Source organism: Acidaminococcus sp. AM33-14BH (assembly GCF_003603525.1).
In the GTDB taxonomy this organism is placed as follows: domain Bacteria; phylum Bacillota; class Negativicutes; order Acidaminococcales; family Acidaminococcaceae; genus Acidaminococcus; species Acidaminococcus intestini.
The window spans coordinates 137,085-149,432 of sequence record NZ_QTNG01000004.1 but is presented as its reverse complement, the minus strand read 5'-3'; the positions used below and the strand labels follow the sequence as shown (position 1 = coordinate 149,432).

The 12,348-nt window shown below is 52.8% G+C and carries 10 protein-coding genes; 3 read left to right on the top strand and 7 right to left on the bottom strand.

The window, feature by feature from the left end; all coding sequences use genetic code 11:
- Positions 1-64: 64 nt before the first annotated feature.
- From DW817_RS04535 to DW817_RS04505, 7 genes are all read right to left on the bottom strand, one after another.
- Positions 65-1,651 carry a ClC family H(+)/Cl(-) exchange transporter gene (locus tag DW817_RS04535; protein ID WP_021736382.1) on the bottom strand — a complete coding sequence of 529 codons (1,587 nt, stop codon included), beginning with the start codon at positions 1,649-1,651 and terminating at the stop codon, positions 65-67.
- Positions 1,648-2,913, bottom strand: coding sequence for a diaminopimelate decarboxylase (locus DW817_RS04530; RefSeq protein ID WP_021736405.1), 1,266 nt, complete (start codon positions 2,911-2,913; stop codon positions 1,648-1,650). The genes DW817_RS04535 and DW817_RS04530 overlap by 4 nt, the downstream gene beginning before the upstream one ends.
- Before the next feature lie 39 nt (positions 2,914-2,952).
- A complete protein-coding gene (locus DW817_RS04525; RefSeq protein ID WP_009016421.1) occupies positions 2,953-3,747 on the bottom strand; it encodes an ABC transporter ATP-binding protein in 795 nt (264 codons plus the stop codon).
- 2 nt (positions 3,748-3,749) lie between these two features.
- Positions 3,750-4,628: an ABC transporter permease gene (locus DW817_RS04520; RefSeq protein WP_009016420.1), complete on the bottom strand. Its 879-nt coding sequence runs from the start codon at positions 4,626-4,628 to the stop codon at positions 3,750-3,752.
- Positions 4,629-4,728: 100 nt separating this feature from the next.
- Entirely contained in the window at positions 4,729-5,733 is a 1,005-nt protein-coding gene (locus tag DW817_RS04515; RefSeq protein WP_009016419.1) for an ABC transporter substrate-binding protein, read from the bottom strand.
- Between the two features lie 156 nt (positions 5,734-5,889).
- Positions 5,890-6,957, bottom strand: a complete 1,068-nt coding sequence (locus DW817_RS04510; protein WP_009016418.1) for an FkbM family methyltransferase — start codon at positions 6,955-6,957, stop codon at positions 5,890-5,892.
- A 12-nt stretch (positions 6,958-6,969) separates the two neighbouring features.
- On the bottom strand, positions 6,970-8,070 hold the full coding sequence (locus DW817_RS04505) for a M48 family metalloprotease (RefSeq protein ID WP_021736377.1): 1,101 nt from the start codon (positions 8,068-8,070) through the stop codon (positions 6,970-6,972).
- Positions 8,071-8,234: 164 nt separating this feature from the next.
- Here DW817_RS04505 and thiW point away from each other — a divergent pair, with 164 nt between their 5' ends.
- The 3 genes from thiW to DW817_RS04490 all read left to right on the top strand — a co-directional run bounded on the left by thiW (position 8,235) and on the right by DW817_RS04490 (position 12,298).
- Positions 8,235-8,726, top strand: a complete 492-nt coding sequence (thiW, locus tag DW817_RS04500) for an energy coupling factor transporter S component ThiW (protein ID WP_009016159.1) — start codon at positions 8,235-8,237, stop codon at positions 8,724-8,726.
- Positions 8,727-8,885: 159 nt separating this feature from the next.
- Positions 8,886-10,025, top strand: a complete 1,140-nt coding sequence (locus tag DW817_RS04495; protein ID WP_021736364.1) for an exonuclease SbcCD subunit D — start codon at positions 8,886-8,888, stop codon at positions 10,023-10,025.
- Entirely contained in the window at positions 10,025-12,298 is a 2,274-nt protein-coding gene (locus DW817_RS04490) for an AAA family ATPase (RefSeq protein ID WP_021736371.1), read from the top strand. The genes DW817_RS04495 and DW817_RS04490 overlap by 1 nt, the downstream gene beginning before the upstream one ends.
- Positions 12,299-12,348: the final 50 nt, after the last annotated feature.

Sequence of the window (12,348 nt, the reverse complement as noted above, 5' to 3'; positions counted from 1 at the left end):
CGCAGGGAATCCAGAAGGAAGGTTCATGACGAAAAAACCCTGCGGCAGCCGCAGGGGAAAAACCTTATTCTTTTTCTTGGGTCTTGAGCAGGCCAGTCAGGTCTGAGATCCGTGCCTCGTTAGGGAGAATGTAAAGATAATCACCTGGCATAAGCACAAGGCTGGCGTCGGGGATGAGGGTACTGTCACCACGCCGCACGGAAACCACCAGGGCTTTGCCAGGAAACTTCAACTCCTTCAAGCTTTTGCCTTCAGCAAGGGAACCGCTTTCCACAGCAGCTTCATAAACATAGGGATTGCGCTGCAGCTGGTCCTTTTTGGCCGTTTTCGGGAAGCGGACCTTAAGGTCATCTTCGAGAATAGCGTCAAAGATGGGCCGATCGCGGAGCAGTTCACCTGCAGCATAGGCAAAAAGTGTAACGATACCGAGGGGAACCATATGATAGAACCGGCCTGTCAGTTCCAAGAGAAGCAGGATCCCCGTAACAGGAGCCCTGACAGAGCCCGTGAAAAAGCCGGCCATGGCAAAGACCACCATATGGAGCCGATATTCCGGCGGCAAAAGGCCAAGGCCTGCAGCAAGGTTACCGTAAAGGCCTCCGCAGATGGCCCCTAGTACGAGCATAGGCTGAAGGGAACCGCCTGGCGCGCCGGAACCGGTACTGAACATGGTAAAGGCAAATTTCCCGACAAGGAGCAGGATGATGAAGGGAACCGTTCCCTTAAGTTCCACCATATCTTCTATGACCCCATCCCCGGCCCCCAATACGTAGGGAAAAAAGAACGTGAGAGGGATGGTAAGAAGGAGCGGGAAAAGGAGCTTTATCCACGGTGCCTTGAAAAAAGAGAGGCCATAGAAACGCCCCATGTTCAGGGATGCCTTATTGAAAAGCACCCCGATTGTCCCCGTAAAAAGCCCCAAAAGGGCCAAATGGGGCAAATAGGCCGCATCGAGGATGGGCATACGCGGAATAGCAAAAACCGTTTCCGTGCCAAACACGAAGTGAGCCACTACAGCGGCCGTCAGGCTGGCCATAAGGGTTGGCAGCATGACAAGGGCGGAAAGGTTTTTATGGATGACTTCCATCGTAAAAAGGCAGCCTGCCATCGGCGCATTGAAGGCGGCAGCAAGTCCGGCCCCCGCACCACTGCTGATGAGGGCCCGAGTCTCCACATTGGAGTTACGGAAGAGTTTGCCTATGCCCTGACCTGCCATACCGCCAATCTGGACGGAAGGTCCTTCCCGCCCCATGGACAGCCCCGCTCCAATCCCCAGTGCGGTTGTGATGAGTTTGACCACGATGACACGAAACCAATGGAGGCTGGAATAAACGCCAATGACGATACCGCGCACTTGAGGGATGCCGCTGCCGCCAGCGATGGGGACCCATTTAACAAGGCCGCTGATGACAAGGCTCGTCATCACAAGGGCAAGGACCCAGAAGAAGGCGTAGGTCATGGAGACGTTCTGCAAAAAAGCCACCATGAGGGAGCGCCGTTCCGAAACGTATTCAAGGCAGCTGCGCAAAAGGGCAATACAGCCACCGGCAAACAGGCCAACGAGAATTCCTTCAAGGGCAAGGCGCAGTTTCAGTGTCGGGATATGGATCATCCCTTCCAAGGTTCTTTCCGTGTCATTTTTCTTCATCATTCCACTCCATCAAAAAGACCAGTAAAGTCGAGGGTTGCAAAATAGTCTTTCGGAGTCTGGGCGCGGCGGATCATCTTGACGGTTCCGTCTTCCTGGAGCAGGAGTTCTGCGCACCATAGCTTACCGTTATAATTGTAGCCCATGGCGTAGCAGTGGGCGCCGGCATCATGAAGGAAAAGATAGTCACCTTCTTCAATTTCCGGCAGCATCCGGTCAACGGCGAACTTATCATTGTTTTCACAGAGGCCGCCCGTCACGTCATATTTATGATCGCAGGGGGCATTTTCCTTGCCAAGGACCGTAATATGATGGTAGGCTCCGTACATGGCAGGACGAATCAAGTTGGCCGCGCAGGCATCAAGACCGACATATTCCTTATAGATATGCTTGAAATGGATGGCCTTTGCGATAAGCGCTCCATAAGGCCCCGTGACAAAGCGGCCCATTTCCGTCATGAGACGCACGTCTGTCATGCCTTCAGGACCAAAGACCTCATCATAGACGCGGTGAACCCCTTCACCAATGGCCAGGATATCATTTGGCGTCTGGTCCGGACGGTAAGGAATGCCGACGCCGCCGGAAAGATTGATGAAGCTGACGGCAATCCCCGTTTCATGTTTGACTTCCACGGCCAGTTCAAAAAGCTGGCGGGCCAGTTCCGGATAATATTCATTGGTCACGGTATTGCTGGCAAGGAAGGCATGGATGCCAAACTCCTTGGCGCCCTTCTTCTTGAGGATCTTGAAGGCTTCCATGAGCTGGGCCTTGGTCATCCCATATTTGGAGTCGCCAGGATTATCCATGATGTCATTGCCAAGGGCAAAGGTACCGCCCGGATTATAGCGGCAACAAATTGTTTCCGGGATACCGACGAGACGCTCTACCGTGTCAATCATGGTAAAGTCATCAAGGTTGATGATGGCTCCCAGTTCAGCGGCCAGGCGATAATCCTGGTCCGGTGTATCATTTGACGAGAACATGATGTCACGGCCGGAAAATCCGCAGACCTTACTCATCAAAAGTTCCGTGTAGGACGAACAATCGGTCCCGCAGCCTTCTTCTTGGAGGATCTTCAAAATATAAGGGTTGGGCGTTGCCTTGACAGCAAAATATTCCTTATAGCCCTTGTTCCAGGAAAAGGCTTGGTTGATTTTCCGTGCCGTTTCGCGGATACCTTTTTCATCATAGATGTAAAATGGCGTTGGATAAGTCTTTGCAATTTCCTCGACCTGTGCTTTCGTAACAAATGGTACTTTCTTCATGGAAGTCATGTCCCCTCTCGTTCAATTATTGATCCCAGATCAGCCCAGGATCATTCGATCATTATCAAGTTCTTCTCCCGAGGCCTTTTCAAAGAGATTCAGGAGGTCCGGGATGGTCAGCCGCTTTTTTTCTTCGCCGCCCACATCGACAACGATGCGGCCGGCATTCATCATGACGAGGCGGTTGCCAAAACGCAGGGCATCCCGCATATTGTGCGTAATCATGAGGCTTGTCAGATGGTCCCGGGCAATGACTTTTTGCGTCAGGGCAAGGACCTTTTCGGCCGTTTTTGGATCAAGGGCCGCCGTGTGCTCATCAAGAAGGAGCAATTTAGGATGGTTCATGGCGGCCATAAGGAGCGTCAGAGCTTGGCGCTGTCCGCCGGAAAGCAGTCCCACCCGAGCAGTCAGGCGGTCTTCAAGTCCTAGGTCCAGTTCCTTTAACAGTTCCCTGAAATGGGAACGTTCCTCTTCCTTAAGGGCCCAGGAGAGCCCCGGCCTTTTGCCGCGGCGGCTGGCTATGGCGAGATTTTCTTCAATCATCATGCCGGCTGCCGTACCCATCATGGGATCCTGGAAAACGCGGCCAATATAGCGGGCCCGTTGATGTTCCGGCATCTGGGTAAGCTCCACATCATCAATGGTGATGGATCCTTCATCAATGGGAAAGACACCGGCAATGGAATTTAGGAGTGTCGATTTCCCCGCACCATTGCCACCGATGATAGTGATGAAATCCCCCGTTTCCATATGGAGATCGACGCCGCGCAAAGCTTTTTTCTCATTGATGGTTCCGGGAAAAAAGGTCTTACTAATATTTTTCAGTTCCAGCATGGTCAGCCCACCTTTCTTCTCTGGACCTTATCCCGCATCATGGGCAGAGCAAGGGCAATGACGACAAGCACACTCGTAAACAGCTTGAGATCGTTGGGTGGCATTCCCATCTGGAGCACGATGGCAATGACAAAACGGTAAACGATGGATCCGAGGATAACGGAAACCAAGCTGTTCTTGAAACTCCGCGTGCCAAAGAGGACTTCCCCAATGATGACAGATGCAAGGCCGATGACGATGGTGCCTACGCCCATTCCCACATCGAAAAAGCCATTGTTCATGCCAATGAAGGCGCCAGCCATGGCGGTGAGGGCATTACTCAAGAAAAGCCCCAAAAGAAGCATGACATTGGTATCGATGCCTTGGGCGCGGATCATTTGCGGGTTAAAACCCGTGGCCCGGATGGCGGCTCCGATTTCCGTACCAAAGAACCAGTAGATCAAGGTCCCGATGACCACCGTGGCCAAGAGCCCTACGATAAAGACGGACTGGGCATAGTCAAGGCCCAAGGTTTCCATATAGGTAAACGCTGTTTCCTTTCCCAAAAGGGAAACATTGGCTTTACCCATAATACGCAGGTTGACGGAATAAAGGGCAATCATGGAAAGGATTCCTGCAAGCAGCGACGGGATGCGAAGCTTCGTGTGAAGAAGTCCCGTCACGATGCCTGCAACGCCGCCCAAAAGACCAGCGGCAAGCAGGGCCAGCAAGGGATGATGGTCCCGGATCAGGAAATAGACACAAATGGCGGCACCCAAGGGAAAGGACCCTTCGACGGTCATATCGGCAAAATCAAGGACCCGGAACGTGATGTAGACACCAAGAGCCAAGAGGGACCACAAAAGTCCTTGGGAGAGAGTGGGAATTATCAAATCAATCATAACGGATGCTGCCTCCTTTATCGCTCATAAATCAGAACGAAGCTGCAGTGCTCTTACCAGCTGCAGCTCCGTCATGGATCTTTTTTGACCCATTTTCTTCTTATTGGACAACATCGGCACCGTTACGGATGGATTCCGGGATGGTGATTCCCAGAAGTTTAGCTGCCGTGTCATTGACCGTTGCCTTGACATCCTTTTGGGTTTCAATGGGCATATCCTGGGGTTTTGCTTCCCCGCGAAGCACCTTCACGGCCATCAGGCCCGTCTGGTAACCTAGTTTGTAGTAGTCGATCCCGATGGTCGCAAGAGCGCCCTTCCGGACCTCCCCCGGTTCACCGGCAATCACAGGAATCTTGGCAGCATTGGTCACCTTTGTAAGAACCGGTACGGCCGAAGCCATGACGTTATCTGTCGGGATATAGATGACGTCGACCCCTTGGGCCACAAGGCCTTGGGCAGCCTGCTGGATATCATTGACGTTGGTTACCGTCGCTTCCTTGACGGTCAGTCCCTTTTCCCCGGCAATCTTCTTCATGATGGAAACTTGGAGCTGGGAATTGACTTCGCTGGAGCAGTACATGACACCGACCGTCTTGGCCTTGGGCAGGAGGGTCTTTAAGAGGTCAACCTGCTTATCAATAGGGTTCATGTCCGTCGTGCCCGAAACATTGGTCCCCGGCTTTGCGTTATCCTTGACGAGCTTGGCTTCTTTGTAATCCGTAATGGCCGTTCCTAAAATAGGGATGGTCTTTGTTGCATTAGCTACGGTTTGGGCAGCCGGCGTTGCAATGGCACAGATCAGGTCCACTTTGTTGTTGACAAAACGCTGGGCAATGGTCTGCAGATTGGATTGGTCAGCCTGGGCATTTTGCTGGTCCACTTCAAGATTCTGCCCTTCTTTGTAGCCATTGGCTGCAAGGGCATCGATAAAGCCTTTATTGGCAGCATCAAGGGCATCGTGGGTCACGAGCTGGACAACGCCAATCTTGGCACTGTCTTTTTGGGCTGGTGCGGACCCCTTATCGCCCCCACATCCTGCCGTAAGGCCCAAAACAGCAACGGCAAGGAGGATCAAGCCTTTTTTTGCATTGGTCAAGTTTTTCATACTTCCCATCCTTCTTTCCTTCTTTTCTACTGTGGTCAGTCAAGTTCCATAATGAACTGCTGTATTTGGTAATCATACCATATTCCGTCTTAGGGTACAACAGAATGATTCCTTTTAGAGAAGAATATAAGAAAAACTGCTTCATTTTGTTAACTTTTATATAGTGCAGAAGAAATTGATTTCCCAGCACGGCACATAAGGGTGGCGGCGGAGATAGATACGATACTCCGGTACCAGCTGCCAAATGGATAGGGGCAGGCGCCACAGGTCATCATCATGATGGTAGCCAGCAATGAGCATCTTGGGATGCCACGTATGGATGCTTTCCGCACCACCCAAAAGGGCCTCTTTTTCCGCGCCTTCCACATCCATCTTGATATAGGTGACGCGCTCCTTCCCCACGATTTCATCAAGGCTTACCCCTTCCGTGACGGTTTTTCCCGTCTGCGCAAGATAGGACATCCTGCCGCCCTTGGCAGCGAGCGGCAAAGAGGTCATCCCGCTCCAAATAGCCTTTTGATGGAGGGCGCATTTGCGAATCTGCTGGGATTCCACAAAGATCCGCAATTTCTTAAAGTTCTTCGGGTCCGGCTCTACGGCATCCAGATGCTCATATTGACCATCCGTAAGGGCAAGGAACTCCCGCAGTGTATCGCCGTTATAGGCGCCAAGATCCACATAGCGTTCCCGGTCGGACCAGGAAAAAAGGGTCAAAAGATCGTCCCACCGCCGTGAGACCCCTTCCAGATAGGTCAGCTTCCCGCTGAGTTTATAGTCAAGGATATCGCAAAAAACACGGCGGCTCTTGCTGTCGGCAAGGCGTTCATAGACAGCTTCCAGTTCCGTTTCATGGGCAAGGAGCCAAGCCGGCGAGACCACTGATTCATCGCCAAATAAAGGCAGATGGGGTGCGTAGGTCTCATGCTGACGGCTGATGGCAAAAAAGCGGGCAAGGATCTCAGGCCGCTCGCTAGCAAAGGCAATGAGCACGATGGCGTCCGGATAGGCCGCGTGAACCTTGGCGTAGGTCAAGACGGGAAACCCCCGAAAAACCTGCCCCCGGACAAATTCATCGCTGGCAAAGACGGCATTGACGGGAATGTCCAATCGATCCAAGCGATCAAGAATGGCATCCGCCCCATTTCCCATGCCATAAAGGACGATGGGACGCGTCTGCTTTTTCAGATACTGCCAAAGGGTTTCATGTTCTCGTAAAGGCACCATGGTGAGTCCTCCTTAGGCTGCTTTTTTAAGAGGCGGATGGATACTGACTGCTTTTTGCGCCTTTTGCCGATCAGCCGCAGCTGCCGCCCATTTCTGGAGCTGTTCCGTAATGCGCATCGCTCCATCACTGAGGCTTTCTCCCAGCGCGCGGTCACTGTCATAAAAACGCAGGATGCGGATATCCTCATAATAGATATCACTTGAGCGGTCGCTGTCAATGGAAATGAAATGAGTCCCGTCCACAGGGCCTCTCTTTTCGACCAGATACAGGGCCCCTGCCATGAGGCGGGCCCGATAAAGGGGCTTATCATAGCCATGGGCCTTGCTGAATGTATAGGAAAACGTCCCATCAGATACGGTGGCACTGCCATCTGCATTTTCCGTTACTTTTTCCGGCAGATGAAGGGCGTCCACCTCTTTGAGGGCAGCTTTAAGACGGGCTTCCGGTTCTGGATGGGACGAATAAAGACCATACTCGGGATTGCCATAATCCTTGGCAAGGTCTTCGAGTTTTGCCATCGTAACGGCAGCACCATAGGGATTGAAGCCAGCTTCTTTCACAAGACGGAAGCCCTCCTGATCGGCTTCCCGCTCATCTCCCCGACTGTAGCTTGCCATGAGGGCCGAACTGACCGTGGAAGCAAGGGCCAGTCCTGCGCCAGGATCCCCGCTGGCCGCGCCAGCAAGGATGGTAAGAAGGGACAGGGCCATCTGTTTTTCAATCTGATGGACGGTATGGCGCTTTTCAATGTGGCCAATTTCATGGCCCAAGACAGCGGCAAGCTCATCATCACTGGTCATGGTATCCACAAGGCCCTTATAGACATAGATGAAGCCGCCGGGACAAGCAAGAGCATTGACGTCCTGTGTATTGAGGACTTTGAAGGTATAGGGAATCTGCCGCGTCGAATGAGCGGCAAGGGCTTTTCCGATGCGGTCGATGCGGCTTGCCACTTCATCATCCTGATAGAGTCCATATTGGGCTTCCAGGGCTTTTCCCGCCCTTTCCCCCATTTCAATTTCCTGTTTTTCACTGATCATGGCCGCTTGGGCCGTCGGGACAAAAGAAAGTCCAAAAACAAGGCAAAAAAGAAGCAGGATCTTTTTCATCATCGAGGTGTCCTTTCCTAGGTTCTTCCCCTATTATACACGACGAAAGGGCAAGCGTCATGATTTGTCCTTTTTTCTTCACAAACCGGGCCGGGCCCCTTTTTTTGCCTCCCAAAGTAGGCTATACTAAGGAAAGCAGTTCCATTCCATAAAAAGAGGTCATGACCATGAAATCCTTTTGTCTTACCTTATCCGCGTTTTTTGTCGCCTTGGGAACCCTTACGGCGGGTCTTTTCTATATCCCCGTCGGCGTCAGCAAATGCTTTCCCATGCAGAGCCTTATCAACTGCCTGGCCGGTGTCCTGATAGGTCCCAAGAAAGCCGCTATTGTGGCCTTTCTCATTGCCCTTTTGCGCAATCTATTGGGGACCGGCTCCCTTCTGGCTTTTCCAGGAAGCATCGTCGGGGCGTACCTTGCAGGAATGTTCTTTACCCGCACAAAAAAAGAGGGGGCTTCCCTTCTGGGTGAAATGATCGGTACGGGTCTTGTTGCCGCGCTCATCGCCTCGTTCATGAGTACCTACCTCATGGGAAAGACCGTGCCCTTTTACTTTTTTGTCATTCCCTTTGGCATGAGTGCCTTAGGCGGTGCCCTGCTAGCGGGACTCATCATGAAGTCACCCCTGATGACGGCCGTAAAAAAAAGATTAGAAAAATGAGCTTGGGCCCTAGAATAACGACCCGGACAAGCGGCTGCCGTTCCTTTTTATTGATGAAACCATAAAACCACAACAGACGAAGAAAGGGCTTCGAAGAGATGATTGGCTCATTTTTTCACAGCCCTTTTCTTTTTTCCATGTACAGAAAGGATGGGTATCATGCGTTTTCTCCACACATCGGACTGGCATCTGGGGCGCATCTTTCATGGCCTTCATCTCCTTGAGGACCAGATGGCGGTCCTTGGCGAGCTTATGAGCATCATCAGGGAGGAAAAGATCGATGCCCTCTTCATTGCAGGCGATATCTATGACCGCTCCGTCCCGCCCACGGAAGCCGTACGCGCCCTTGATGAAATCCTCGTCCAACTCGTCCTGGGGGAAAAGATCCCGACCGTCATCATTGCAGGCAATCATGATAACCCTGACCGGCTTAATTTTGGCAGGGCCCTGTTTGCGTCGGAAAACCTCTTTATCACAGGGCCTGCAAGTGCCAAGCCAAAACCGGTCATCCTTTCCGACAAAACAGGTCCCATCTACGTGGCCCCACTTCCCTACTGCGAGCCCCTTACGGCGACGGAGCTGTCGGGGGATAAAAAGACCACCCATGAAGCTGCTCTTTCCTGGCAGATTGCAGGGATTCTTTCGGCAATCCCGCAGAAGTCACGCAAGATTGCCCTGTCCCATACTTTTGTCACGGGGGCACAAGTCACCCCTGACTCGGAGCGGCCCCTTGCTGCCGGTGGCTCCAGTTCGGTTGCCCTTTCCTTATATGACGCTTTCCACTATACGGCCCTGGGCCATCTCCACGCCCAGCAGCGCCTGTCGGACCGGGCCTTTTACTGCGGGTCCCTCATGAAATATTCCTTTTCTGAAGTAAGCCAGAAAAAAGGGGTCATCATCGTCGACATGGACGCAGCAGGAAATGTCACGACAACCCCGCTTGTACTCACGCCCCCTCATGAGCTCTCTGTCCTCAAGGGGCGCTTTGAGGACCTTTTGACTCATCCCCGTCTGGAAGAAAGGGAGAATTACCTTAAGATCGTCCTCACGGACAGTACGCCTGTCCTTGACCCCAAAAGCCGCCTGGAAGCCGTCTATCCCCATATCCTGCAGCTGGGGTATGAAGGACTTTCCAAAGAAAAGAAAGAAGATCCGGCTAGGCAGCGCAAGAACCTTACGGAAGTAGAACTTTTTGAACACTTTTTTGAAACCATTCAGAAACGGTCTATGGATGACAGGGAACAAAGCCTCCTTGCCGCGGTCCTTGACGAAACACGACGCGAAGGGAGGAACGCCTGATGAAACCAAGACGACTCATGATGCAGGCCTTTGGGCCCTATGCGGACAAGGAAACCATTGATTTTACAGTCCTTAAGAATCATCAGCTCTTTCTTATCACCGGTCCCACGGGAAGTGGCAAGACGACCATCCTTGATGCCATGACCTTTGCCCTTTATGGAACCGCCAGCGGCGACCTGCGGGAAAACCGCTCCTTACGGAGCGACTATGCGTCCCCCAAAGTAAAAACCGAGGTCCAGCTTGTTTTTACGAACCAGGATCGCACCTATGAGGTGACAAGGACGCCGGAACAGGAACTTGTAAAACAGCGCGGCGAAGGAACGCGGAGCGTTCCTGCCGGAGCTTGCCTTGTTGAAATCGATGATAAGGGGGAACGCACGCTCCTTGCGTCAAGCTACGGCGCCGTCACAAGGGAAGTAGAAGCCATCTTAGGCTTCAAGGCGGCCCAGTTCCGTCAGCTCATGGTCCTTCCCCAAGGTGAATTCCGCCGTTTCCTCATGGCCGATTCCAAAGAGCGCCGCATCATCTTGGAGACCCTCTTCAAGACCCAAGCCTACCGAAAACTGGAAGAAGCCCTCGACGCGCGGGCAAAGGCCCTCAAAAAAGACTACGAAGAAACAGCCGCCAAAAAGACTCATCTGCTGGAACAGGCCCAAACCGCGTCCCTGGAAGAACTGGTCCAGGTGCTCAGCGAAAATAAGCGCCTATTGAAGGAAAAGGAAAAAGAAGCCGCAAAAGCCAATGCCGTCCTTAAAAAAGCGACAGCAGCCCTTGAAGGGGCAAAAAAGCAGCAGGTCCTCTTTGCCTCCTACGAAGCGGTCTGTGCGCGCCGCAAAGCCCTTGAAAAAAAAGAAGGGTCCATCGAAAGTCTGAAAAAGAAGCTGAAACTCCTTGATGAAGCACAAAAACTCCACGCCCCTTATGACAGGGCCTGGCAAAGCCTCAATCGGGCGCGTCAGGCGGAAGCTCTCGAAAAAGAAGCGGAAAAGGACCATGGGCGCGCCCTTTTAGAAGTCACGGCTCGTTCCCAAAAAGCAGCAGGCACCAATACGGCCCTGCTCCAAGAAGAAGTAGCCCGGGCGCGGGAAGAACTGGCCCGCATGAGGGCAGTTTCAGGCGAAATGGTCCGCCTTGCTGGAAGTCTTGAAAAGGGGAAACCATGCCCCGTCTGCGGCTCCCTCACCCATCCCCATCCAGCTACCCAGACCCAGGAAGAAAAGGCCCGTCTGCAAAAAGAGCAGCACGATCTTGAAGAAAAAATCGCGGCCCTGAAAAAAGAACAAGACGCCCTTGAAAAGGCCCAAGGTGCGCTGAAAAAAGCAGCCGGCAGCCTGGAAACGGCAAAGCGTTCCGCAAGGGAAGCCCATCAAGCGCTCAATCAGGACAAAGAGTCCTTCAAAAAGGCTCTTGAAGCCTCTTCTTTCCCCGATCAGCCCGCCTTTCTTGCCGCCCATCATGACCTTACCCAAAAAGAGGCCATGCAAGAAGAAGTGACCCGTTTTGAAGCGCAGAAAGCCAGCACGGAAGGGGAACTGAAGATCCTTCAGAACGAAATCAGAGGGAAGGAAAAACCCCTGTTGGCGCCATTTGAAGAAAAGGAAAAGGCAGCCCGCAGCTATTATGAAGCCCTGGCAACACAACGAGGTGCCCTTGGCGAGCGCATCGCCCGCGAGGAAAAGGAAAGGGATGCCCTGAAAAGCCTTGAAGAAAAAATTGCAAAACTCCAGGACGACTATGGTCCTATCGGCCTTCTTGCGGCCACAGCAAAGGGGCAAAACAGCGAGAACCTGTCCTTTTCTGCCTACGTTCTCCAATCCATCCTCGACGCTGTTCTCAAGGCAGCCAACCTGCGCCTTTCGTCCATCAGTGAAGGCCGTTATACCCTCTATCGCCGGGAAGGCATATACGATGCCCGGAAGGAGCAGGGACTCGACCTGGAAATCCTTGACGCGTACACGGGACAGGCACGGTCAGTCCATACCCTGTCAGGCGGGGAAAGCTTCTTCACCTCCCTTTCCCTTGCCCTTGGTCTTTCAGATGTCCTTGAGTCCTATGCCGGGGGGCTTCATCTGGATACCATCCTGGTCGATGAAGGCTTTGGTTCCCTTGATCCGGAAACCCTAGACAAAGCCATGAACACGCTCATGGACCTCCAGAAAGGGGGCCGCCTTGTCGGCATCATTTCCCACGTGGCAGAGCTCAAGGAACGGATTCCCGCCCAGCTCATCGTCACGGGCGGGGTTATGGGGTCCCATGCTTCATTCCGGGTCTAGCCCGTTTCATGGGGGTGGGGAAAGGCCTCCTCTCCCCCTTTTTTCTTGAC

Coding starts and splice junctions, on each gene's coding strand:
- DW817_RS04525 (WP_009016421.1), bottom strand. CDS start 3,747: ATGCTGGAACTGAAAAATATTAGTAAGACCTTTTTTCCCGGAACCATC.
- DW817_RS04520 (WP_009016420.1), bottom strand. CDS start 4,628: ATGATTGATTTGATAATTCCCACTCTCTCCCAAGGACTTTTGTGGTCC.
- DW817_RS04490 (WP_021736371.1), top strand. CDS start 10,025: ATGAAACCAAGACGACTCATGATGCAGGCCTTTGGGCCCTATGCGGAC.
- DW817_RS04530 (WP_021736405.1), bottom strand. CDS start 2,913: ATGAAGAAAGTACCATTTGTTACGAAAGCACAGGTCGAGGAAATTGCA.
- DW817_RS04535 (WP_021736382.1), bottom strand. CDS start 1,651: ATGATGAAGAAAAATGACACGGAAAGAACCTTGGAAGGGATGATCCAT.
- thiW (WP_009016159.1), top strand. CDS start 8,235: ATGAAATCCTTTTGTCTTACCTTATCCGCGTTTTTTGTCGCCTTGGGA.
- DW817_RS04510 (WP_009016418.1), bottom strand. CDS start 6,957: ATGGTGCCTTTACGAGAACATGAAACCCTTTGGCAGTATCTGAAAAAG.
- DW817_RS04515 (WP_009016419.1), bottom strand. CDS start 5,733: ATGAAAAACTTGACCAATGCAAAAAAAGGCTTGATCCTCCTTGCCGTT.
- DW817_RS04495 (WP_021736364.1), top strand. CDS start 8,886: ATGCGTTTTCTCCACACATCGGACTGGCATCTGGGGCGCATCTTTCAT.
- DW817_RS04505 (WP_021736377.1), bottom strand. CDS start 8,070: ATGATGAAAAAGATCCTGCTTCTTTTTTGCCTTGTTTTTGGACTTTCT.